21 protein-coding genes are annotated in these 24,149 nt (G+C 58.1%); 10 read left to right on the forward strand and 11 right to left on the reverse strand.

From position 1 onward, the window contains the following. The first annotated feature begins 122 nt into the window (after window positions 1–122). The 6 genes from KF947_RS18140 (at window position 123) to KF947_RS18165 (ending at window position 6,950) form a co-directional block, all read left to right on the forward strand. Window positions 123–848, forward strand: coding sequence for a response regulator (locus tag KF947_RS18140; protein WP_009287305.1), 726 nt, complete (start codon window positions 123–125; stop codon window positions 846–848). Then, on the forward strand, window positions 845–2,344 hold the full coding sequence (locus tag KF947_RS18145; protein WP_227404716.1) for an ATP-binding protein: 1,500 nt from the start codon (window positions 845–847) through the stop codon (window positions 2,342–2,344). The genes KF947_RS18140 and KF947_RS18145 overlap by 4 nt, the downstream gene beginning before the upstream one ends. Window positions 2,345–2,455: 111 nt before the next feature. Further along, window positions 2,456–3,715: an ABC transporter substrate-binding protein gene (locus KF947_RS18150; protein WP_227404717.1), complete on the forward strand. Its 1,260-nt coding sequence runs from the start codon at window positions 2,456–2,458 to the stop codon at window positions 3,713–3,715. 135 nt (window positions 3,716–3,850) lie between these two features. Beyond that, a complete protein-coding gene (locus KF947_RS18155; RefSeq protein ID WP_227406315.1) occupies window positions 3,851–4,777 on the forward strand; it encodes a carbohydrate ABC transporter permease in 927 nt (308 codons plus the stop codon). Beyond that, window positions 4,770–5,648 (forward strand): carbohydrate ABC transporter permease, encoded by an 879-nt coding sequence (locus tag KF947_RS18160; RefSeq protein ID WP_009287309.1) that lies wholly within the window; start codon window positions 4,770–4,772, stop codon window positions 5,646–5,648. The genes KF947_RS18155 and KF947_RS18160 overlap by 8 nt, the downstream gene beginning before the upstream one ends. 180 nt (window positions 5,649–5,828) lie before the next feature. Next, entirely contained in the window at window positions 5,829–6,950 is a 1,122-nt protein-coding gene (locus KF947_RS18165; RefSeq protein WP_227404718.1) for an ABC transporter ATP-binding protein, read from the forward strand. A gap of 98 nt (window positions 6,951–7,048) precedes the next feature. Here KF947_RS18165 and KF947_RS18170 read toward each other — a convergent pair whose 3' ends face one another. From KF947_RS18170 to KF947_RS18190, 5 genes are all read right to left on the reverse strand, one after another. After that, complete coding sequence (locus KF947_RS18170; protein WP_227404719.1) at window positions 7,049–8,689, reverse strand: BCCT family transporter; 1,641 nt, start codon at window positions 8,687–8,689, stop codon at window positions 7,049–7,051. 108 nt (window positions 8,690–8,797) lie between these two features. Further along, window positions 8,798–9,835: a YcjF family protein gene (locus KF947_RS18175; protein ID WP_227404720.1), complete on the reverse strand. Its 1,038-nt coding sequence runs from the start codon at window positions 9,833–9,835 to the stop codon at window positions 8,798–8,800. Continuing rightward, the gene (locus KF947_RS18180; protein WP_227404721.1) at window positions 9,832–11,235 is read right to left on the reverse strand and encodes a YcjX family protein; all 1,404 of its coding nucleotides are present in this window, start codon (window positions 11,233–11,235) and stop codon (window positions 9,832–9,834) included. The genes KF947_RS18175 and KF947_RS18180 overlap by 4 nt, the downstream gene beginning before the upstream one ends. Before the next feature lie 33 nt (window positions 11,236–11,268). Continuing rightward, window positions 11,269–11,460, reverse strand: a complete 192-nt coding sequence (locus KF947_RS18185; protein ID WP_022520445.1) for a hypothetical protein — start codon at window positions 11,458–11,460, stop codon at window positions 11,269–11,271. A gap of 61 nt (window positions 11,461–11,521) precedes the next feature. Then, window positions 11,522–12,391 (reverse strand): D-hexose-6-phosphate mutarotase, encoded by an 870-nt coding sequence (locus tag KF947_RS18190; RefSeq protein WP_227404722.1) that lies wholly within the window; start codon window positions 12,389–12,391, stop codon window positions 11,522–11,524. A gap of 137 nt (window positions 12,392–12,528) precedes the next feature. Between KF947_RS18190 and KF947_RS18195 the strand changes: the two genes are divergently transcribed. The 4 genes from KF947_RS18195 to KF947_RS18210 all read left to right on the forward strand — a co-directional run bounded on the left by KF947_RS18195 (window position 12,529) and on the right by KF947_RS18210 (window position 17,344). Continuing rightward, a complete protein-coding gene (locus tag KF947_RS18195; protein ID WP_133733343.1) occupies window positions 12,529–12,771 on the forward strand; it encodes a GlsB/YeaQ/YmgE family stress response membrane protein in 243 nt (80 codons plus the stop codon). A 153-nt stretch (window positions 12,772–12,924) separates the two neighbouring features. Then, a complete protein-coding gene (locus tag KF947_RS18200) occupies window positions 12,925–15,390 on the forward strand; it encodes a YbeU/YbeR family protein (RefSeq protein ID WP_227404723.1) in 2,466 nt (821 codons plus the stop codon). A 199-nt stretch (window positions 15,391–15,589) separates the two neighbouring features. Further along, window positions 15,590–16,117, forward strand: coding sequence for a C40 family peptidase (locus KF947_RS18205; protein ID WP_227404724.1), 528 nt, complete (start codon window positions 15,590–15,592; stop codon window positions 16,115–16,117). 27 nt (window positions 16,118–16,144) lie between these two features. Further along, window positions 16,145–17,344 (forward strand): MFS transporter, encoded by a 1,200-nt coding sequence (locus tag KF947_RS18210; RefSeq protein ID WP_227404725.1) that lies wholly within the window; start codon window positions 16,145–16,147, stop codon window positions 17,342–17,344. A gap of 508 nt (window positions 17,345–17,852) precedes the next feature. Here KF947_RS18210 and KF947_RS18215 read toward each other — a convergent pair. The 6 genes from KF947_RS18215 to KF947_RS18240 form a co-directional block, all read right to left on the reverse strand. Continuing rightward, on the reverse strand, window positions 17,853–18,875 hold the full coding sequence (locus KF947_RS18215; protein ID WP_227404726.1) for an IS110 family transposase: 1,023 nt from the start codon (window positions 18,873–18,875) through the stop codon (window positions 17,853–17,855). A 375-nt stretch (window positions 18,876–19,250) separates the two neighbouring features. Beyond that, on the reverse strand, window positions 19,251–19,874 hold the full coding sequence (locus KF947_RS18220; protein WP_227404727.1) for an ABC transporter ATP-binding protein: 624 nt from the start codon (window positions 19,872–19,874) through the stop codon (window positions 19,251–19,253). Further along, entirely contained in the window at window positions 19,867–20,691 is an 825-nt protein-coding gene (locus tag KF947_RS18225; protein ID WP_227404728.1) for an ATP-binding cassette domain-containing protein, read from the reverse strand. Before KF947_RS18225 ends, KF947_RS18220 begins: the two co-directional genes overlap by 8 nt. A gap of 64 nt (window positions 20,692–20,755) precedes the next feature. After that, window positions 20,756–21,556 carry an ABC transporter permease gene (locus KF947_RS18230; protein WP_223287796.1) on the reverse strand — a complete coding sequence of 267 codons (801 nt, stop codon included), beginning with the start codon at window positions 21,554–21,556 and terminating at the stop codon, window positions 20,756–20,758. After that, window positions 21,553–22,533, reverse strand: coding sequence for an ABC transporter permease (locus tag KF947_RS18235; protein ID WP_227404729.1), 981 nt, complete (start codon window positions 22,531–22,533; stop codon window positions 21,553–21,555). Before KF947_RS18235 ends, KF947_RS18230 begins: the two co-directional genes overlap by 4 nt. Further along, window positions 22,524–24,113 carry an ABC transporter substrate-binding protein gene (locus KF947_RS18240; RefSeq protein WP_227404730.1) on the reverse strand — a complete coding sequence of 530 codons (1,590 nt, stop codon included), beginning with the start codon at window positions 24,111–24,113 and terminating at the stop codon, window positions 22,524–22,526. The genes KF947_RS18235 and KF947_RS18240 overlap by 10 nt, the downstream gene beginning before the upstream one ends. Between the last annotated feature and the right edge of the window lie 36 nt (window positions 24,114–24,149).

The raw sequence follows: 24,149 nt of genomic DNA on the forward strand, positions 1-24,149 counted from the left end.
CATGGCTTTCGTCAATGATTAACGCTAATGCAACCTTGGTCGTAGCACTATTGCTACTGTCCAGCCCCTCGACCATCATCAAGGCCCAATAACGACAATAGCGTAGGGCTGAACCCGCTGAGATGACGACAACCCCTGCTACTTTGATTGTGGTCGACGATGACCCGGAAATTTGTGAACTGCTCGCTGACTACCTGGGGCGCCACGGTTACCGGGTATTTACGGCGGACGGTGCCCAAGCGCTGCATTCGCTGCGCGCTGAACACGCACCTGACTTGCTGATTGTCGATTTAATGCTTCCCGGAGATGACGGCTTTACCATCTGCCGCGATGTTCGAAAGCACAGCGATGTGCCGATCATAATGCTTACCGCCAGCGCCGATGAGACCGACCGCATTCTGGGTCTGGAGCTGGGTGCTGATGACTACTTGGGCAAGCCGTTTAATCCCCGCGAATTGCTGGCGCGCGTCAAAGCGGTACTGCGACGCACCCGCAGTGCTCCACCAGAGTTGCCTGCGGGGCAGGCGCGCTGGGTCAGTTTTGGTAATTGGCAACTCGACCGCATGACCCGCGAGTTGATTGACCTGCAGGGCGAGCGCGCCGCGCTTTCAGGGGCTGATTTTCAGCTATTGCAGGTGTTTTTGGAGCACCCGGCGAAGGTACTCACTCGGGATGATCTCTACGCGCTTACCCGGGGGCGGGACGCGCCGCCGCTTGACCGCTCCATTGATGTCCACGTTTGCCGCTTGCGCCAACGGCTGGGTGAAGATGCCCAGCACTCGCAGCTGATTCGAACGGTGCGCGGGGCAGGGTATGTGTTAACCGCCCAGGTCGATGCATTAACGTGAGCCGGGCGGGGTGGGCGCATATCCGGCGACGCTTATCCCGCTGGCTGCCAGCGTCTCTTCGCGGGCGCTTTGTGATCATCATGATCGCCGGAGTGCTGGTCGCCCAAGGGGCCAGCTACGCCATCTGGACTTCCCAGGTGCGCTCCAGCCACTTGGCACAGCTGGATGAGCTGTCCACCAACATGGCGTTTAGCATCGCCTCCACCATGAAGTTTTTCCGCTCACTGCCCGTTGACTATCGCCATATTGTGCTCGATCAGCTGCGTAATATGGGTGGCACGCGCTTTTTTGTTAGCGTCAACGAACGCAGGCTGACTATCGACGATATCGGCTCGGGGCCTGAAAAACAGGTGGTGGTGAACAATGTGCGCTCGGTGCTCACCCAGCAGCTCAATATCGACGATGTGATTGTCGAGTTCTCCCGCCCGGAAAACCTGCGTGTGCTCAATAATGAAGTACTGCTTTACGACCTGCCGCCGCGCTGGGGGCAGCACAGCTTGCTGATGGAGCCGCTCTCGCCGCCGATTCTAGTGGTTCAACTGGAGCTTGCGCCAGGCACCTGGCTGTATGTCGCCACGCTGCTGGGCGTACCGGATATTTTCAGCGGCTATCGCTGGCTTTCTGAAGAGCGTTTGCTGGTAGGGCTGCTGGTGCTGCTGAGCGTGCTGGCGCTTTCGCTATTGGGCATTACCAGCGTGACCCGGCCATTGGCGCGGCTCTCGCGGGCAGCTAATCAGTTGGGCGATGACTTGGATATGCCGCCACTACGGGAGAGCGGCCCCAAAGAAGTGGCCGCCACCGCCGCGGCGTTCAATCGTATGCAGCGGCGTATCCGCGAGCAGATTGAGGAGCGAGAACGGCTGTTTTCGGCGATTTCCCATGATTTAAAAACGCCGTTAACCCGGATGCGCCTACGCGCCGAGATGCTCGAAGACGACTATCAGCGTGAGCGCTTTTGCGCCTCACTGGATGAGTTGGATAGCTTGGTTAAAGGCGCCTTGGCCTCGGTGAAAGGCTTGGATCTGCACGAAGAGCCCGCGCCCGTTGATCTAACGCACCTGATCGAAGAGCTGGCCGAAGAGCTTAGCCTTCAAGGCGGTAAGGTCACTATCGAGATTAAAAGCACTCACCCTGTTGCACCGCTGATTGCCAAACCGCTGGCGCTTAAACGCTGTTTGGCGAACCTGCTTGAGAATGCAGTGTTCTATGGCAAGCAAGCGGATGTGGAACTCGTTGATCACGGTAATGCGGTTACCATGCGTGTTCGTGACCACGGCCCAGGTATACCTGAAGAGCAGTTGGGGCGGGTGTTTTCGCCCTTCGTTCGCCTGGAGCCCTCACGCAGCCGACACACCGGCGGTAGCGGCCTGGGGTTGGGTATTGCTCGGCATATTGCCCGTGCCCACGGTGGCGATATTACGCTCGCCAACCATACTGATGGTGGGCTGATAGTGACTCTCACGCTACCCCGCCAAGAAACTATTACAGGTTTGTAATAAAACCCCAACACTATGCAGTACTCGGTAACTCCCGTTCACGCACGCCGTGGCGTAACCTCTTGGATGTCGCACGTCCGAGAGGACAATAACAATATAAGGAGTAACTCCATGTCGACGTTTAAGAAGATAACCCTCGCGCTTGCTCTGGCAGGTGCCACGCTCGCCACCACCGCTCAAGCAAATGAAGTCGAAGTACTGCACTGGTGGACGTCCGGTGGTGAAGCTCGCGCTGCCAACGTGCTTAAAGAGTTAATGGAGGCTGAAGGCTACGGCTGGCAGGACTTTGCCGTGGCCGGTGGCGGAGGTGAAACCGCCATGACGGTGCTTAAATCTCGTGCCATGTCGGGCAACCCACCCTCTGCAGCCCAAATCAAAGGCCCCGAAATTCAGGAGTGGGGTGAGCTTGGCTTGCTCGGTGACCTAAACGGCGTTGCCGATGCGGAAGGTTGGGATGAACTGCTGCCAGAAGTCGTGGCCAATATCATGCGCCACGATGGTCAATACGTGGCGGTACCCGTCAACGTGCACCGGGTTAACTGGCTGTGGGCCAACCCGGAAGTGCTGGACGCGGCAGGGGTAGAGATGCCCACCACGCTGGATGAGCTATTCGAGGCAGGTGAGGCGATCCGCGAAGCGGGCTTCGTACCGCTGGCTCATGGCGGTCAGGCCTGGCAGGACGCGACGGTCTTCGAAAGCGTGCTGTTAGGTGGCCAGGGGAGCGAGTTTTATCAGCAGGCATTGGTAGAACTAGACCCAGAGGCCCTGGGCGGCGAACAAATGATCGATGCCCTTGAAGACTTTAAACGCACCCGCGAGCTGATGGATGAAGGTATGCCCGGGCGTGACTGGAATGTCGCTACCGCCATGGTGATTCAGGGGGTTGCTGGGTTTCAGCTGATGGGCGATTGGGCCAAAGGCGAATTCACCGCGGCCGGACTGACCGCCGGAGAAGATTACCTGTGTGCGGCAGCGCCGGGCACCCAAGATGCGTTCACCTTCAATATCGATAGTCTGGCCATGTTCCGGGTCAGCGACGACGAGGAGCGTGAAGCGCAGCAAGCGTTAGCCCGCCTGGTACTTGAGCCTACTTTTCAGGAAGCGTTTAACCTTGCCAAAGGTTCAATCCCGGCGCGGCCTGATCTGGACATGAGCGAATTCGATAGCTGTGCCCAGCAGTCGTTGGCTGATTTCCAGCGCACCGCTGAAGAGGGTGGCCTAGTGCCCAGTATGGCCCACGGTATGGCCGTACGTGCGGATATTCAGGGCGCCATTTTTGACGTGGTCACCAACTACTTCAACGATGCCGATATGCCTGCTGAAGAAGCGGCAGAACGTATGGTGAGCGCTGCCGAAGCGGCCTCTTTCTAGGCTTCTCTAGCGTTAGCGTTCTTCAGGCGCCGCTGCAACGGCGGCGCCTATTTTGCTTAGCAAAGACACTATGTTGCTTAGCAAGGACACTATGTTGCTTGGCAAGGATACTTCTCCATGAGAGATTCCCTCCCCATGAAAAATACCTCTGCGACGCCTTTAGGGGCTGGCGCTAAGCGGTCGACGCCATCCGGTGGTTTGCAGGCGTGGCTGCCTCGCCTGGTGCTGGCACCGTCGGTGGCCATTTCGCTGTTCTTTGTTTACGGCTTCATGCTGTGGACGTTCGTGCTCTCGCTAACCAGCTCGCGCATGCTGCCCAGCTACGACTTTGTCGGCTTTGGTCAATATGCACGCCTGATGGCTAATGAGCGCTGGTGGGTCGCCTCGACCAACCTGATGATTTTTGGCGTGCTGTTCGTGGTGATTTGCCTGGCGATCGGCGCGTTGCTGGCGATACTGCTTGATCAGAAAATTCGCCAAGAGGGCGCGCTGCGCACGATTTACCTCTACCCCATGGCGCTGTCGTTTATCGTGACCGGTGTGGTGTGGAAGTGGCTACTCAACCCGCAGCTGGGCATTCAAGCGATGGTTCAAGGCTGGGGCTTTGAGTCGTTTCGCTTTGACTGGATTGTCGATCCTGATATGGCGATTTATACCCTGGTGATTGCCGCCGTATGGCAGGCGTCAGGCTTTGTGATGGCGCTGTTTTTAGCCGGCTTGCGGGGTATTGATGACAGCATTATCAAAGCAGCGCAACTAGATGGCGCTAGCCTGCCGCGGATTTATCTGCGCGTAGTGATGCCGTGCCTGCGCCCGGTGGTGTTTAGCGCGGTGATGATCTTGGCCCATATCGCGATTAAGAGCTTTGACCTGGTCGTCGCGCTTACTGGCGGTGGGCCGGGCTATGCCACCGATTTACCTGCCACCTTTATGTACGCCCACGCCTTTACCCGGGCGCAGATAGGTTTGGGCTCTGCCAGCGCCATGCTGATGTTGGGCGGCGTGTTGGCGATTTTGATTCCTTATCTCTACTCCGAACTAAGGAGCCGCAAGCATGGCTAATGTGATTCGTCGTCAGACGCCCGCTGCGCGGCTGGGCCGTGGCCTGCTCTATGGCGTGCTGATACTCGCCGCGCTGTTCTATATTCTACCGCTGGTGGTCATGCTGATGACCTCGGTGAAGCCGCTGAGCGAAATCAGCGCCGGGTCGCTGCTCTCGTTTCCGCAAAATCCCACTTTCGCACCGTGGACAAAAGCCTGGGGTGAAGCCTGTACCGGCATGCGCTGCGATGGCGTTGGCGGCTACTTCTGGAACTCCTTTGCGATTGTGATTCCAGCGGTGCTGATCTCAACCACTATTGGTGCCCTTAACGGCTACGCGCTAACCAAATGGCGCTTCAAAGGCTCCGAGTTAGTCTTCGCGCTAATGCTGTTTGGGTGTTTTATTCCCTTCCAGGTGGTGCTATTGCCTATGGCGCAAACCCTCGGCTGGCTGGGGATCTCCAGCTCCCGCGCCGGGTTGATCCTGGTTCACGTGGTCTTTGGCATCGCTTTTACCACGCTGTTTTTCCGCAACTTCTACGTGGGTATCCCTAATGAGTTGGTATCGGCGGCGAAGTTGGATGGCGCGGGTTTCTTCCGCATCTTCTGGCGCATTCTACTGCCGGTTTCCGCTCCCATTATCGTTGTTTCGGTAATTTGGCAGTTCACCCAAATCTGGAATGACTTCCTGTTTGGCGTGGCGTTTTCAGCTCATAACACCCAGCCCGTTACCGTGGCGCTAAACAACCTGGTGAATACCTCCACCGGCGTGCGCGAGTACAACGTGGATATGGCGGCAGCGATGATTGCCGCGCTGCCCACCCTGGTGGTGTACGTGCTGGCGGGAAAATACTTCGTGCGCGGGCTGACAGCAGGCTCCGTGAAAGGCTAATAACAACTAGGTGAGGGGCAACCATTTCTAGAAGGTCAGAAGCAGCCCTCCGCGGGGGCGCTGTGAACCCATCCATGGGCGCTACTTTCGCCATCCATGGCGAAAGACCCCCGCTACGGGCTACTTCTGACCCTCCAAATGAATGGGTTTTGTCAGTCGCTTTACAATAGGATTTTCATTATGGCAGCGTTAGAAATCCACAACGTGCGCAAAGAGTTCGGCAGCGAGCGGGTGCTCAAAGACGTCAGTATTTCGATCGATTCCGGCGAGTTCCTGATTCTGGTTGGCCCCTCGGGCTGCGGTAAGTCCACGCTGATGAATGCCATTGCCGGGCTTGAACCGGTGACTTCTGGCAATATTTATATCGATGGTGAAGACGTGACCTGGCGAACCCCCGCGGATCGGGATATCGCCATGGTATTTCAGTCCTACGCGCTTTACCCCAGCATGACCGTACGCCAGAACATCAGCTTCGGGCTGGAGATGCGCAAGGTGCCCAAAGCCGAGCGGGAAGCCGCCGTAGAGCGGGTAGCCGATCTACTGCAGATCACTCACCTGCTGGAGCGCAAACCTGCGCAGCTCTCCGGCGGGCAGCGCCAGCGGGTGGCGATGGGGCGGGCGCTTGCCCGTGAACCAAAGGTGTACCTGTTTGACGAGCCGCTCTCAAACCTGGATGCCAAACTGCGCGTGGATATGCGCACCGAGATCAAAAAGCTCCACCAGCGCCTGGGCACCACCATTGTTTACGTCACCCACGACCAGGTCGAAGCCATGACCCTGGCCGACTGCATTGCGGTGATGCGCGACGGCCATATTCTGCAGCTCGGCTCGCCGGATGAGGTCTACAACAACCCGGTGGATATGTTTGTGGCGGGCTTTATGGGCTCGCCGTCGATGAACTTTATTCGCGCCACTCTGGAAGATAGCAACGGCGGTTATCAACTGCGCATTGCCACGCCGGGTGAGGATGAGCTGGTGCTACCCTGGCCGGAAGAGCGCATCGCCCCAGATATGGCCGAACGGCTTAACCAGCCGGTCATTCTTGGCCTACGCCCAGAGCACTTCAGTGAAGAAGATGAGCGATTAACGTCCCAAGCCGAAGGAACGCTGCTGAGCGCCAGTGTGGCGGTGGTAGAGCCTACCGGAGCGGATATTTTGCTGCGTTTACCCCTGGGCGAACAGGAAGTGACTGCCCGTGTTGGGCCTAAATGCGCGGTGGTCGCAGGGGAGCGCTTATCGCTGCGTGTTGATATGGCGCGGGCGATTCTATTTGATGCCGAGACCGAGCAGCGTATTGCGTAGGCGACTTGGTTCGAGTCTGTCGTGAAATAGTAAGGCCCCCTGCTGGTTTCAGCAGGGGGCCTTTTTTACAGTTGTCTAAAGGTTTTTAGCTGCAGGTATCACTTTCGAATAAGCCGCAGCTCGCCATTGAGCGCTTTGATGATCGAGTAGCACATCAGCAGCATCACAATCGAGAACGGAATAGCGGTGGCGGTAACCCCTGCCTGAAGGGCGGTCAGACCACCGCCGATCAGCAGCACTATCGCGATTAGGCCCTCGACGATCGCCCAGAACATCCGCTGCGGGCGCGGAGCGTCGATTTTGCCACCGGCGGTGATGGTGTCGATGACCAGAGAGCCGGAGTCCGAAGAGGTGACAAAGAAGATCAGCGCCAAAACGATGCCCAGGGTCGACATCAGGCCCGTCAATGGTAGCTCGTTTAGCATGCCGAACAGCGACAGCTCGGGTCTGTAGTTGTCGATGACATACTCTTTAACCAGGCTGCCTGCCGGGTCAGCATAGAGCTGTTCAAGGGCGGTCGAGCCAAAGACGCCCATCCAGATAAAGATAAACAGACTGGGCACCAGCAAAACGCAGAGGATAAACTCACGCACCGTACGCCCCCGGGAGACGCGAGCGATAAACATCCCCACGAAAGGTGCCCAGCTAATCCACCAGGCCCAGTAGAAAATTGTCCAGGACTGGCGGTAGGCATCGTCCTCACGACCGAAGGGCGCGGATAGAGGAATAAAGTCCGTGACATAGGTGGTAAGCCCCGACCAGAAACCCGTCATGGCCAGCAGAGTAGGGCCAGCGAAAAGCACAAAAAAGAAGAACAGAACGGCCAGGATCATGTTGATCTCTGAAAGCTTCTTCAAGCCACCCTCAAGACCGCGCCAAACCGACACCAGCGCCACCGCTGTCACCAGAATGATGACGATGACCTGGGTTAAGGTGCTTACTTCCAGGCCGAAGACAAAGTTCATCCCCGCATTAGCCTGCTGTGCCCCAAGCCCAAGGGAGGTGGCCAGCCCGAAGAGGGTGGAAAACACCGCCAGGATATCGATCACGTGGCCCCACCAGCCCCAGACACGCTCACCGAGAATGGGAAAGAATGCCGAACGAATCGAAAACGGCAGGCCTTTGTTGTAGGTAAACAGGCCCAGCGCTAGCGCCATCACCACATACACCGCCCAGCCATGGATACCCCAGTGCAGATAGGTACCCGCCAGCCCCATGGCGCTGGCGTCATCAATAGCGGCTGGATTCAGCGCCCCGTCAGCGCCGAAGGGTGATGCGATACCCAGAGGCAGCGAGACATTGGCGTGGTAAACCGGTTCGAGCACGCCGAAAAACAGCAGGCCGATGCCGATCCCCGCGGTGAACAGCATGGCGAACCAGGAGAGGTAGCTGTGATCCGGTCGGGCATCGGCCCCGCCCAGCCTGACTGACCCATAGGGCAGAACCACCAGCGCCAAGCAGAACAGAATAAAGAAATCGACCAGGATCATGAAATACCAGTCCAACGTACCCGTCGAGAAGGCAACAATGGACTGAAAAGCATTCCCCGCTCGCTCTGGAAACAGCAGGGTAAGGACGATAAAAATAGCCGAGGCCAGCGCGGATACAACAAAAACGCGGTTGTGGATGTCGAAACCGATGGGGCCAAGCTGCCCCTTGATATTGTCCTGGCCGACGACATAGTCGGTCTGCATGTCGCTCGTTACCGAAGGCGACTCAGGATCATTGGAACTGTTCATACACTACGTCTCCTCATTGGAGGATGCCATGTCAAACACCCATCATGAGGATAAACAGCGTTGAATCCCATCTTGTGGCCGAAAACAGGCTTGTTGTCGGCTACTTAATTAGCGTCTCTGCGGCGCCGTTTCTTTGTCGAGCCGCTTGATTTGCCGCCACAGATCCTGGCGTAGATCGGCGATCTTGGGCTGCTCATCGGCAGTGAAAGGCACTGGACGACAGAGCCGCTGGGCGCGTAGCCCCAGGCGCGCGCTAAGCAGCCCGGTGGCAAGCCCTTGGCCTGCGCGTGCGGAGAGGCGGCTGGCTAAATCCAGCGAGAGCATATCCATACTGGCCTCGGTGGCCAGTTCGCTGGCACCGGCAAAAGCCATGTTGTGCAGCACGTTACGAAACAGCCGCAGGCGGCTGGCGTAGCCCAGCTCAAGCCCATAAAGGCGACAGAGTCGATCCACCATCGCCAGGCTGCGCCAGGCTACCAGCGCCATATCCACCAGCGTTAGCGGGCTGATGGCGACCATGATGGCGGTTTCACCGGACATACGCGTAATCAGGCGCTGGGCCTCGCGATCACGCGGGGCTAGCAGGTGGTAACGCAGCAGTGCCTGGATCTCCTCCCCGTTATGGTGGGGTTGGCTAGCGCGTTGAAAGGCCAGCCAGTGCGGGTCATCGTCGGCGAGTTTGAGCTGACGTCTTAGCTGCTCGGCCATCTCCCGGGCCTGCTTGGGTGAGCGTAGCGGCAGCTCGGCCAGATTGCTGCGCAGTTTGTCGTGGCGCTTGAGACGGCGCAAACGGCCCAACTCTTTCAGCAGTGAAACGCCCCCTAGGCCAATCAGGCTGATCCCGAACAGCTGCCAGGCCATGGCGAGCCACTGCGACTGAGCCATCGCATCAGGAATGCCGGTGACCAGTTCTGCCGTGCCTAGACCGGCTCCACCGGCCAGGGCAAATAGCAGCCCCCAGCGGCGTTTACGGGGTGCGCCTAAACTGGCAGCAGGCAGCGCTTTGTCTTCGGGAAGGGGCGCCAGTGGATGATGCTCGCTAGTGCCAGCAAAGGCTTCGCGCTGGCGTAGAGCTATCTCTGCATCAGCGGCCTCTTCGGGCGTGTCATCCAGCGTAAAGTGACGACGTGGCTGTGGGGTGGTCATGTCAGTTTATCTCCAATCAGCCAGTCGATGGCGGCGTCCATGCGGATATGATCCAGCGCTTCTGACGTGGTTTGCATCGGGCGAAAGCCGGGGAAATCGAAGCCCTGCTGCTGCCAGAAATCGGCAGCGGGCAGCCGGGCGGGCACATCACCGGGGTAAACCAGCACCTCTTCTCCTTCCAGTGTGGTGCCTCGCAGAGCAGGTGAGCGCTTACCCTCATGGGTCACCTCACGGGCTTCAGTGGCCCGAATCGCTGCCAGCGAGAGCGCTTTAACCGGCACATTGGCAAAGCGTAGGTCTTTGAGAGGCTCTGCCAGCAGGGCCTCTAACAGCTGCACCAAGTGGCCGTGTTGATCGGGGGTGACGTGATCGGCTTTGGTGGCGGCAATCGCTAGGCGGTCAATTTTAGGTGCAAACAAGCGCGTGAGCAGGCTGCGTTGGCCATAGTCGAAGCTATGCATTAACTGGCGCAGCGCACGGGAAAGATCTTCAAAGCGCTCGGGCCCGGCATTGAGCGCGCCCAGCACATCCACCAGTACAATTTGGCGGTCAAAACGACGAAAGTGATCGCGATAAAAGGGCTTGACCACCTGCTGCTGGTAGTAGCGAAAGCGCGCCGCCAGGGTAGCGTAAAGGCTATTGGCAGGCAGCGCCTCCAGCATTTCTCTCGATGTGTTGTGTTGAGAGGCGTCGAGCTGGGGCAGCGGAAAAAACTGCAGCACCGGCGCGCCCTCCAGTTCGCCGGGAAGCAAAAAACGCCCGGGCTGTAGGTCGGAAAAACCGGCCTTTTTGGCGCGGCGAAGGCCCTGAGCGTATTCCTCGGCCAGGGCAGCAAGCTGAGCTTCATCAGCTTCACCAGCAGGGTCGAGCTGCTCCACTGCCGTCAACCATTCGCTAAACAGACCGCGGCGCTGCTCGCCCTCGTGTAACGCCTGTGCTTGGCTCCAGCTATAAAAGTCGTGCTGCAGCAGCGGCAAATCGAGCAGCCACTCGCCAGGGTAGTCGAATAGATCCAGCGTAAGGTGGGCAATTTCAGGGGTTAGCCAGCCGCTGCGGGCAGGGCGGTAGCGCAGCTGTAAGCGTAATTCGCTGATGCCGCGGGTGGGCTCCGGCCAACGCGGCGGCGTATCGCGCAGGGCGGCCATGCCGGGGTCGTAGGGAAACCTAGGCACGCCCAGGTCGGGCTGGTTAAGCCTTTGGGCACCCAGTAGGCGGCCTTCCCGGGCAGCGGGCAGTAAATCGAGCCGTGCCTCAACGCCCGCATGACGCAGTTGGTTGACCAATGAGGTTAAAAACGCGGTTTTTCCCGCTTGGGAGAGGCCGGTGACCGCTAAGCGCAGTTGGCGATCCCTTCCGCGTTCCAACAAATTGCTCAGTTCGCGACTTAACGGCTGGCGCATCCTTTCGATCCCTTTGTGGCTCTTGCCTAGCCTTTATTGGCTAAACATTAATACCAGTTGCGAAAGCATCGGCAGGGTGGCAATTAAAAAACCAACCCCCGCCAGGGTGTAGCCTGGCCAGCGTCGTGTCATCTTCTGCGCCAGGGTCAGGCCGACCAAGCACACCACCATACCGATTAAATTAAAGGCCAGGGTGGCGGCTTCTAGCCATTGCTGCGGATCCATTGGGTCTCCCTAACACAAATGATAGTAAATGCATGATAACAAAGCATTGATGAACCTAAGATTAACCGCGGCTGAGGGTGGTGCCTAGTAGATGCTGAGCGCCAGGCACTAACCATACCGGGTCGAGGCGCGTATTGGCGGCTTCAACGCAGATAAAGTGGCGCGCTACGTCGGCGGGAGTGTCGCTGGGCAGGTCGTTGTTGGGGTGCCACACCACCGTGGAGTCGCTGGACTGCTTGCCGATGCGCAGGCTGCGCTCGCCATCGTTGAGCAGCACGGCTTCATTGGTGTGATAAATGCGGTCAACGGGGCCCTGAACGGCCAGCGTGCCTTGTTGTTCGCTTTCTGCAAAGTCGCGCAGTTTGTCGAGATAGCGCGCCCCGGAAAGGCCTTCCAGGCGACACTGGTGGGTATCGGCAACGGCTAAGTAGGTGTGCAACGCGCCGCTGGTTTTGATCGGCGTTTCGCCGATGTTTTCGCTAATCAGCTCAACGTTCAAGCGCTGGGCGTTGGCTTGTACCACTAAGCGTGCGGTAAGCAGTGTATGCAGGGGCTGTGCTGGAGAGAGGTGGAGCTCAATACCCTCGGCGTGCTCATCAACAGCGTCTAGACGCCACTCAGCATGGCGGGCAAGACCATGGAAAGGGCCGTCGTGGTTGGGGCTCTCATCGGCATAGCGCTCGTCAGCGAACCACGGCCAGCAGAGTGGAATGCCACCCCGGATAGCGCCTGGCAGCGCCTGGGGCGTAGGTGTCAGCCATAACCAGCCGGTATCACCAGCAGGGCAGAAGTGCAGCACTTGAGCGCCCTGGAGACTAATCACCAACTCGCCCCAAGGCATATTGAAAAGCACCACGTCGCGGCCTTCCCACTGCGTCGTCTGCTGTCCTTGAGTGCTTTTAACCAGTTGATTGAGCGAGTCGGGGATCATGAATTTTCCTTTAAGAGTTGCCAGGCATCGATACCTGTAGGCGCCGAACACTAACGCTGTGTGCTATGGTAGAACAAGCGTGACTCTAAGGTAAAACGCGTAACTGCAACCCGTAATCGAAATAGTAAGGAGACTATATGGGCTTTATTGCATGGTTAATCATTGGTGGCTTGGCTGGTTGGATTGCTGGCAACATCATGCGTGGCGGCGGTTTTGGCATCCTGGGTAATATCGGTGTCGGTATCGTTGGCGCGGTCGTGGGTGGTTTTTTGTTCAGCCTTCTTGGCCTCTCGTCCGGTGGCTTTATCGGTTCGCTAGTCACCGCGATCGTGGGTGCAGTGGTGCTCCTTTGGGTAATAAGCAAAGTGAAACAATCTTAGCGATTGAGTAGCTAACCGCATGACACCGCCCGGCCTTGTGCCGGGCGGCGTCGTTTATACTGATGCTATCGGTGTTCGCGCCACTTTCCGTTACACTAGGCAGCTTTACTTCCGGCTATTGGCTGGTGTCATTGTGCTTTTTCGAGGTGCCTCTTGATCGACGCGTTAAATGCCTGGTGGGCCCAACAGCTGGTGCTGTGTGATTGGGCGTTTACTCCTCATCCGTTGGCGGTCGATGCAGGGGCGGCGGAGCAGCGCCTGTTACAGTTGGGGATTACCAGCCGAGGGGAGCTTGCCGAGCAGCTGTTCCATGGGCTGGGGGCGCCTGCGGGTAGTGCCGACCGATTGCTAGGTGCCTTAGAGTGGGCCGCCCTAGCGGGGGCGGCGGGCTGGTTAGACGCTGATCAAGCCCGCCATTGGGCGCACCATCTAACCCGTCGCATCACCAGTGATTACAGCGATCTACGTGCCTGGCTGGCAGATCTACGTCGTGCGTTAGGCGCACGGGGCTGGGAAGTAGGGGCCGACGACCGTTTTATCGACGCTTGCCAAGCGCTGGCCAAGCTTGAAACCGATGGCGAAGGGATTACCTGGGATGCGCTCGAAAACGCCCTGGCTAAATTGCCGGCTCCCGCACCGCTATGGCCCCAGCAGCCCGAGGCGCAGAGCTGGCGGCTATGTGCGCTGTTCCGGCCGATTATTACCTATCCCGCGAGTCACACCGATTGGCCTGAAGCCATCGAGTGGCTTGCTCACGTGTGGGATGTCCATGACCGTGACGCTCTTATTGGCGTGATACTCTGGCTAGGTGCTCAAGGCGAGCGCCAGCGCTGGGATATCGAAGCTCGCGAATTGCTCAGCATGGACAACGCCCAACGCATGGAGTGGCAGCGTAGCGTGGTGGAAGAGTCGCCCTATGCGCCGGTGCTGAATAAGTTCGTCGCTCAAGGCGAGCCTCTGGAGTGGGCAGCTTGGGATTGGCTGCGGATTGTTGAACTCGCTTGGGCCGGCGCCTGCTGTGGCTTGCTTAGCCAGGAGGAGGCCGATGACCTAGCGGGGCATGCCGCCGATTTGATGAGTCGCCGCTACCATGATTGGTACGCTGTGCTTAACGCTTACGGGCGCGGGCAAAGCCTGTTTGACGGCATCGACCGGCGAGATAAAACACCCAGCGAGCGGCATCAGTTGTTGCTGCATAGTGCCCATAGCCCCTGGAAACGTCCCCCAAGGGAGCTATTGGACGAGCCTACGCGCAAGGCATCCCAAGCGCGCATTCGGCAGTGGCGCAATACGCCCCATCATTGGCTGTTAGCACTGGCCAGCGTACGCGAGCCGGATGCCATGCTGCGCCAGATAGACCCCTCTGCGGCGCTGCCGGAAGAGCAACGTGCCGACGCGGCGCTCTATTTGCAGGAGTCACTTGGCTTACATGCCGATGAAGGCGCTCATGCGCTAGCGCGTTACTGGCTGCCCGCCCAGGCGCACCATCTAAATCAGTTGGCGGCCGACGCTGTGCATGGCGTTTTACCCCCCTCGCAGAGCTGGTTTGGCCAGCCGACTCCAGAAGAGCTTAAACAGCGCAACGCGGTTAAAGGGGTAAGTCGCCATGCGGCGACGATCCATATGGCCGAAAAATTCGCCTTCTATCTGCATATGTCTCTCGACAGTGGCTTATTTGATCGCGCGCCGTTAATGGAATACGCCAGTGCACTACGCAGCTGCCTGTGCCGTTTTTACCCCAATGCCAAGCGCCTGTTAGAAGCCTGGTTCGCTTGGGAGAGCTGCCTGCCTGAGCCTGAACACTCCTCGTTGGTGAATGAAATTATTTGGCACATTGAAGATCCCGGCAGCTTGTTTCACTGGTTGGATTGGCGCCACGACGCTTGGCGTGAGCCGGGCAGTCGCCCCACCTTGAGCCACTTTACCGCCATGTCACTGGTAGGCCCGCTGAATAGCGCGGTATGGAGTGAGCCCCAGCCCGAGAGCGCCCGTGAGTGCGCCGAGATTCGCGAGTGGGTGGAGAGCCACTACCACTTGAGCAACGCAGGCGATATGCAGGAGTTTTTGACCTACATGCTCGAATCGGGGGATCGCCAGGAGTATCAGATTAACTACGCGCCCTATACCCTCAACACTGAGCGCTTAAGCGCTGAGATCGCCATTCTTGAATCCGGCGACTGTGCTGAAGATGAGCGCCACCATCTGCTTCGCTTACGCCGTGTGCGTGACAACGAAGATGGCTGTAATGAGGTGGATATGGCGGCCTGGGACATTGCCCAACTGGTCGATCTGGCAATTGCTGCGCGGCAGCTAGGCTGGCTGGACAGCGATGCTTTTGCCAAGGTGTTGGATCGTGCTTACCAATTGGCGGCGGATCACTATGCTGGGTGGCAAGAGTACGCCATGGGGATGTACGCAGGCTTCTCATTTTTTATGGGCGAAACCCCTGAACGAGAAAGCTTTTTAGCCGGTTTTCGTCAGGCGCTGGTAGCTTGGGTATGCGGCGCGCCGGTCTTGGCTGGCCCATGGGTGAGCTTGGATTTTCCTGGCAATAAACCACGCCATTTTGCGCCACTGCATATTGATACGTTGCCGGGCGATCAGCGCACATTACATTGATGCTCGCCAAACATATGATAACTAGCTTATAGTCGTGCAAAGGAAAATGAGTTTTGTCATACCGCCCTCTTATTAATGTCACGAGGTTAATCGCATGGTTGCGTTGCCACGCCCCGCTGTGACCGCTGTCCGTGTTGTAAGCGTTTGTTTTTTAGTTACATTGGTCGCTGGCTGCGCAGGTTCTGCGCGACAGAGCAATATGCAGGCCCCCGAGAATTACTTCTCGATGACGTTACCGGGAATGGGAGCTAACCCGCAAATGTCCCCGGTTGACCCCATCGATGCGCATTTGCGCAGTTTGCAAGTACCGCCGCCAACAGTCGTTCGCGAGGCGCTGCTGGCACAACACCAGCGCTGGGCCGGAACGCCTTACCGGATTGGCGGTACCTCAGAGAGAGGCATCGACTGTTCGGCTCTGGTTCGCAATGTTTACCGTGACACTTTCAATTTAGAGCTTCCGCGCTCCACCCGTGGCCAAGTACACGAGGGACGCCCGATCGACCGCCAAGAGCTGCAGGCGGGCGATCTGGTGTTCTTCCGACCGCCGGGGCGCTATAACCATGTGGGTATCTACGTGGGCGATGGGTATTTTCTCCACGCCTCCACCTCAAAAGGGGTCATTATCTCCAGACTGGATAATAGTTACTGGCAGCGCTACTACTGGCAGTCACGTCGCGCGCTGGAGCCAACGCATTTGGCTCAACTGGGTGGCAGCGTTTTCCAGTAGCCAGACCGACCATGTTTTAGGAACGGCATGATTGAAGCCAAATCGCGCGCCTGGTGGCGCGCCACCTTGGCGCTTTGCCTCGGCTCATTTCTAGTTTTTATCAATTTGTACGCACCGCAGCCGCTGCTACCGGGGTTAAAGGAGACCTATCAGGTCTCTACCTTAGGCGTCAGCCTGCTCATGTCGGTGTCGACCCTCTCCTTAGCCATTGCGCTGTTGGTGTTCGGGCCTCTCTCGGATGCCATTGGGCGTGAAGGCATCATGCGTATCACTCTGCTGCTTGCAGGCGGCTGTTCTATTGCCTTGGCATTCGCACCCACCTTTGAAAGTTTGCTGTTTTTGCGCCTGATGCAGGGCTTTGTGCTGGGTGGGCTGCCAGCGGTGGCGATCGCCTGGATGGGCGATGAGTTTGAGAAGCCTGCGCTGTTAAGCGCTGTGGGACTCTATATTGGCGCTAATTCACTTGGCGGCATCAGTGGGCGTATCGTCGGCGGCGGCGCCGCTGAAATTGGCGGCCCCACGGCGGCATTTCTAGCGGTAGGTATCATGACGCTTGTTGGCTGCGCGGTATTTTGGCGTCTGTTGCCCAATAGTCGCGCCTTTACACCCCAGCGCTTTGAGCTGCGCAAAGCAGCAAGCGATTTAGCCAGTCATTTGCGCAACCCGGTGCTGCTCGCCGCTTACTGCCTGGGTGGTATTAACTTCCTGATCTTTATCAATCAATACAGCTATATAACCTTTCGGTTGGCGGCAGCGCCGTATCAATTAGCCGCCAGCTGTCTGGGGCTGATTTTTTTGACCTATCTCGGCGGTACCTTCGGTTCGATGATTTCTGGGCGTCTGGCTGGGCGGTTTTCTCCCGCGGCATGCATGATGGTGGGGGTGGTGATTTTAATGCTGGGCACAGCGATTACCTTAGCGGATTCGCTGCTGCTGATTATCGTCGGTTTAACCGTTAACGCCTTTGGCTTTTTCCTGGCCCATTCGTTGGCCTCCAGCTGGGTAGGGCGCTATGCCCAGGGGGCACGGGGCAGTGCTTCGGCGCTCTACCTGGTGTTTTATTACCTGGGAGCCAGTTTGGGCGGCTTCTGGCTGGAGCCGTTCTGGCAATGGGCCGGTTGGCCAGGGGTGAGCGTCGGTTCGTGGCTGCTGCTGAGTATCACGCTGCTAATTGCTTGCGGCCTATGGCGCTTTGAGCGTCGCCAAGCTAAGCCGGTCGTGAGCTAAAGCTGCCTCCCGCAATGGCCACAGGTACCCCTTCACCTTATCAGGCTGGCAGCCCGAATAGTCGCGAGCTAAAGCTCCCTCCCACAAGATCCTATAGCCAGCACAAAGCCAGGAGCGACTTGTAGGAGGGCGCTTCAGCGCGCGAAGGGTGCCGAAGGCACCCCTGAGTCGAATCAGGCTGGCAGCCTGAACGGTCGCGAGCTAAAGCTCCCTTATATGGATCCGTCCCGTTGAGCAAGCAAGCCACGAGATGCACACGGATGAGGACTGCACGCTTATATCCGGCCTTTGATGGTAGCGCTACTACCTGGCCCTGATGGAATGCGCACTCTCTGCTCTTAATCTCCCACGCGGCCTCTCAAGGGGCCTAACAGCTTCACAGAGTGGCAGAGAGTCGGTCTTACCTGTGTGCCATCAAATGTCTTACTCACGCAACCTCGGGTGTGCTTACTTCAAACGATAATATGACTTTTTCTAAGTACCTCGTAGAGGCAACTGCCTCACTTTTCTAGGCTTGATAAGAGCGTTGATGAGCGAGTACCGACCAGCAAATTCGCGCCATTTTATTCGCGAGGGCCACAATCGCCTTTCGCTGACCTACCCGTGCCGCCAGCCGTATGACCCATTGAGCCAGTCGGTCGGGGTATTCTTGACGTTGAAACTGCCTCAAAGCCGCCCTGGCACCATGAACGAGTTGGCGCCGCACCTCGCTGTTGCCACGTTTGGTGATGCTTTTTAAGACGTTCTTACCACCACTTGAGTACTGCCGTGGCACTAAACCAATAGAAGCGCTAAATTGCCGTCCATTAGGGAAACGCTTGGGATCCCCCATATGACTGACGAGCAAGGTGGCATTGACAGGGCCAATGCCAGGAACGCTCATCAGCTGCTTCGTGCAGGGAGAGGCCTGAACATACGCCTCTAGTCGTTTGTCGTACTCGGCGATGCGCGTGTCGAGTGCTAGCCACTCATCTAAGAGGTCATGGATCACGTTGCATAACGTGGCTCCCAACTGATCGTGACGCTCGTCTAGCCATTGGCGTATATCCCCTTGTCGGATAACCCGGTGGCCTTGAGCCACAATAATGCCAACTTCATTTAACAGCCCGCGCAGCTCGTTGCCGACCGCCGTCCGAGCACGCACAAGGCGGCTGCGTACCCGGTGCAGTGCTTGTAGCGACTGCTGTTCCTGGGTTTTCACTGTCACGCGCCGTGTCGCCGGGCGTGCAGCCGCTTCGGCGATACCGGCGGCATCGCGTGCATCATTTTTATGCCCCTGAATAAACGGTTTTACGGCTTGTGGAGGGAGCAGTTGTGCATCGTGACCAAGCTGGCTGATCTCACGAGCCCAATAGTGAGCGGAGCCACACGCTTCCATGGCCATGATGCAGGGCGGAAGGTTCGCCATCACTGTTCTCAACTGATCACGTTTGATCTTTTTGCTAAACACTTTATGGCCACTGTCATCAACGGCATGAAGTTGAAAAACATGCTTGGCAAGATCAATACCCACAATGCTAATGTTGTTCATGGATGGATCCTCTTTCAAGATGCCGTCAGTGTTCTGCGCACGTTAGATGAAGTACTTCTTCATCTTGGCACAGAGGGACGGATCCATCCCATTTCCCACAATGGCCACAGGTACCCCTTCACCTTATCAGGCTGGCAGCCCGAATAGTCGCGAGCTAAAGCTCCCTCCCACAAGATCCTATAGCCAGCACAAAGCCAGGAGCGACTTGTAGGAGGGCGCTTCAGCGTTGGCCCGACACTTCGGCGAAGGGTGCCGAAGGCGCCCCTTAGCCTGATGAGGCTGGAAGCTCGAACGGTCGCGAGCTAAAGCTACCTCCCACAGGTGTTGCTATCAGGCTGGTAGAGGTAACTTCATACTGAGTGGCGAGGAGCCATTTTATTCAGTTGACCATGGCTTCAGATGCCCTTCGCTTAAGTGCAAGCGCTGTGGGCAAAGTCGTTCCAGTAGGGCGGTGTCGTGGCTAATCACCAGCACGCCAAGCTGGCGTTGTTTTGCCTCCCGTTTTAGCGCCTGCCAAAGCTCAAGTTGGGTAATCGGGTCGAGCATGGTGGAGATCTCATCGGCGATGAGAAAGCGTACTCTCGGCGCGAGCGCTCGCAACACGCATACCCGCTGCAATTCTCCCCCTGATAACGATTGAGGGAAGCGCGACAGCCATTTTGCTTGCACCCCAAACGCTTGGCACTGTTCGTCAGAAGGCGTCCACGCTTCACGTAGTATCTTACCCACCCGCCAGCGTGGGTTTACCGCCAGCTCCGGCGATTGCGGTAGCCACTGCACGGGCTGCACGCCGCTTTTCGGTAGCGCCTCGCCATCCAGGGTGACATCACCTGCCTGGGGTGCTAAGTAGCCCGCCAGCAGTTGGCCCAGCGTCGATTTGCCCGCGCCCGAGTCGCCGCTTAACCCCAGCCACTGACCCGCGCCCAGCGTGAGCGAAACGTCCTTAAGGAGCGGTACGCTGGGTGAAAAGTGAAAACTAAGCTGGCGTGCTTTAAGCAACGTTTGCCTCCTGTTCTCGCCTGGTTATAGCGGTCGTTGCAAAAGCGTTGTCCGGCAGCGCCAGCCACAATGCCTGTGAATAAGCGTTGGTAAGCGAAGCACCGCTACCTTGAAAAGCGCAGGCTGACGCAGTTTCCACCCGCTTACCGTCACGCATAATGGTGACGCGGTCGGCGATTGGCAGGGCATGGCGCAGGTCGTGAGTAATCAGAATCACGCTTTTACCCTGATCAGCCAGTTCGCGCAGCGCGTCCAGTACATGCTGGCGCTGGTAAGGGTCAAGGCCCACGCTGGGTTCATCGGCAATCACCAGTTTGGCTTGGCTGACGTGGGCCATGGCCGTCAACACGCGGCGGGCCATGCCGCCGGAAAGCTCGTGGGCATAGGCCTGCTGTGCTCGGGCGTCTAGCTGATAGTGATCGAGGGCTTGTTGGGAGGCGTGCCAAGCGTGTGCGGATGCTTGGCCTGCGCGTTGGGCCGCCCAGGCCACCTGACGCTGAGTGCGCACCAGTGGATCCAAGGCGTTTAGCGATTGGGGTATTAGCGCCAGTTCCCGGCCGCGAAGCTGACGTTGGAGCGACGCATTAAGCGGTTTGCCTTGATAGTAAAGCTGACCGCTTAAGCGTGCAGGTGTTGGCAGTAAACCCATAATCGCATAGGCCAACAGGCTTTTTCCGGCGCCGGAGGCGCCCACCACCGCATGTACCTCGCCTGGGTAAACCCGGAGCGAAAATTTATCCAGGCAGGTGGCCCAGTCACGCTTCCACCAGGAGGCATACAGAGGTAGCTGTAGCGATAATTGCTCAATCGTTAACACGGCATGCCTCCCAACAATCGTTTTACAGTCATGGTTTTTACAGCTAATGGTTTTCGGACAAGCGTTAAAGCGCACGGCGCAGGTGGCTGGAAAGGCGTTCAAAACCCAGCACCATCAGTAACATCCCCAAACCTGGAAATACTCCCAGCCACCAGTAACCGCCGCTTAAGTAGCGCATGGCGTCGGCCAGCAGCACGCCAATAGCGGGCTGGCTGGGGCTTAAGCCAAAGCCCAAAAAGGTCAATGCGGCTTCGTGGAGAATGGCGTGTGGGAACAGCAGTAGGGCGCCAACCAGGCAGTGGGGAATAAGATGGGGAAGCAGATGGCCGTGGAGCACAAACCAGCGCGATTTACCTAGCGCGCGGGAGATGCGCACATAGGGCGCCTGCCGCAACTGCCATAGCTCGGCGCGTAGCACCCGGGCCAGGCTTGGCCAGTGGGTCACGGCCACGGCAATAATCACCGCCTGGGTGCCGCCGCCCAAGGCAAAGGCGATCAGCATTAATAAAATCAGGTGAGGCACGCTGAGCAGCGTATCAATCAGCAGACTCACCAACGCATCCAGCCGCGCCGACAGCGTGGCTATTGCTGCCAGGCTCAATGCAATCAGCGTGCTCAGTAGCGCCGCCAAGCAGCCCACCCAGAAGCTTAGTGCCAGCCCCGCCAGAGTGCGTGCCCAGAGCTCACGGCCCAGCGCGTCGGTGCCCAACCAGTGGTCAACGCCGGGCGGTGCTAGTCGAGCGTCAAACTGCATCTGTCGCGGTGCATCACCCAGCAACCACTGGCTAGCGACTAATCCTATGACCAGCAGGGCGGTGACGGCCAGGCTCAAGGCGGCACGAAGGCGCGGTTGAGCTTGGCTCATAAACCACCTGCCTTAATGCGCGGGTCAATAACGCCATACAGGCTATCGGCGATCATATTGCCGACGCTGACAAACGGGGCGGTAAAGAGCGCAATGCCCAGCAGCAGCGGAACGTCGCTGCGCAGGCCCGCTGCCACCGTGGCTTGGCCTAAACCTGGGTAGGCAAATACCTGCTCGATTAAGATGGAGCCGCCAAACAGTTCTCCCAGCGAGGCAAACGCCAGCGTAATCGCCGGTAAACTGGCGTGGCGAAGGCCGTGGCGCCAGGCCACATCAATTCGGCTGGCCCCCTGAGCAAAGGCGTGGGTAGCAACGTCTGAGCGCATTAGCTCAAGCATGCGGGTGCGTGTGTGTAGGGTGATATTGGCGATGCCCAGCAGTGCCAGGGTGGTAACCGGTAGCAGCAAATGGTGTAACCGGGTAGCGACGGAGACCTCCTGATTTAACGCCCCGGCGGGCCCTGCGCAGCAGGTGGGCGTCCAGCCCAGGGTTACCGAAAAGAGCAGCACCGCCAGTATCGCCAGCCAAAAGGCGGGCGTAGAGGCGGTAATGAAGGCGTAGGTACTGATAATGTTATCCAGCTTGGAGCCCTCTTTGGCCCCCGCCAAAACACCCAGGCTAAACCCCACCAGCGTAGAGAGCATCCAGGCGCTGCCCAGTAGTGCAATGGAGCGCTGAAAGCGCTGAGCGATTACCTCACTAACCGGCTGGTTATACACGTGGCTCCAACCTAAGTCACCACCGACTAACTGGCGCAGCCAGTGGCCAAACTGAACGGCAGGTGGCTCATCAAACCCCCAGCGCTGAGCAATCAGTGCCCGCTGCTCAGGGCTTACCTGGGCCATTTGTGGGCCTAGGTAGGCATCAACGGGGTCAATGGGGGAGGCCATCATAAGCCCATACGACACTAGGGCGACGCAGGTTAATACCAGCGCCAGGCGAGCCACGCGCTTGGCGATAGGCGCAATTAGTCGCACGTCCAGCGCCACTCAAGCAGGTTGGCAGTGATTGGCCAGCCGTGGCCGTGGGGCGCTACACCTAGATCTCCGACATCTAAGCAGGTATTGGTAAAATAGACATGCTCAAGATTGACCAGCCAGGCCCAGCTACTATCGCCGCGTACTCCGTAGCCGCTGGTGCCGTCCCACTGCGCTGCCTGCCACTCGCGGTTGGCTTGCTCAAAGCTAGACGCCGCCTGGGCGGCGTCCAAGTGGGCGTCCACCGCTGGATTAGCGTAGAAACCGCTGTTGTAGAAACCGTTGCCTGCATGTTGACTGTGGAAAAGGTAGTAAACCTCTTGAGGGCTGTGGCTGCCAAAGCCAAACATAATGGCATCCTGGTGGAGCGCTTCGCGCTGAATTTCGTCCCAGTGACGGCCGGTGGGCTGGATCTCAATCCCCAGTGGACGAACCATCTCTGCACTCACCTCCGCGAGTAGCTGTCGGGTGGTATCGCCGGAAGGGTAGGTAAGTCTAAAGCTAGCGGGTAGGCCCTCTTTGTAGCGCAGGCCGTCGTCACCTAGCTGCCAGCCTGCCGCGTCGAGTATCTCCGCCGCCTGTTCAGGGTCGGGAGCGACAAGGCGTTCATCTCTAGCGCTCCAGGGGAGGCCGTCCGCCGGGCCAAAGGCGGGGCGCCCATATCCGTGAAGCGCCACCTCGACCAGCGTATCGCGGTCAACCGCAAGGTTAATTGCCTGACGGACAGCAATATCTGCGGTCACGTCGTTACCAATCGGCGCGCCGGAAGCGGTGTGCTCGCCATTGACGGGCTGCATAGGGAACAGAATGCCGCGATTATCGACACTCTCCATAATCACCCGCTGCATATGTGCTGGTACATTGGCCGCCAGTGCAGAAGGAACAGAGGCGATATCCACTTGGCCAGCATGGGCGGCACTGAGCGTGGCGTCTTCACCGGTAAAGAGAAATACCAGCCGTTCAAAGGCAGGCGTAGGGCCGTAGAAGTAAGGATTACGTTCAACAATGAGCTGTTCGCCTTCCTGCCACTCGACCAACTGATAGGGCCCAGAACCCAGGGGATGGCGGCCATACTGCTCGCTATAGCCGTTGTCACGTTCGGCGTTGGGCACAATGCCCAGTGTCAGCAACTGGTCGATAAAAGTAATGCGCGGAGCTTTCAGGCGGAGCGAAACAGTGTGCTTATCAAGCGCTGTGGCTACATCAAGCGCGCTAAGATCCGCTCGCCCGCCCGCCTGGGCCGCCGTATTAAACGTGTAAGCCACGTCTTCAGCGGTCAGCGGCGAACCGTCGGCAAAGCGGGCGTCCTCGCGCAGTGTCAGTGTCCAGGTCAGGCGGTCTTCAGAAAGCGACCACTCAGTGGCCAGCTCTGGCTGCGGCGCAAGATCCTTACTCCGTGAGAGCAGCGTCGATTGAAACAGTGGATTGCCATACTGACCCCAGCCCAGCAGTGGATCGAACCCCTGTTCAGGTTCGCCGCCGATGGCGAGCACCAGCTGTTGTTTTGCGTGTACCGTGGTAGCTACGACTAAACAACTTAACGCAATACCCAGTAAGATGGGCTGAGTTAGTTTAGCCATCGCTTTATCCTTTATGCTGTTAGCGTCAAGAGTATG

This window comes from Halomonas sp. FeN2 (assembly GCF_020595105.1).
Taxonomy (GTDB): domain Bacteria; phylum Pseudomonadota; class Gammaproteobacteria; order Pseudomonadales; family Halomonadaceae; genus Vreelandella; species Vreelandella neptunia.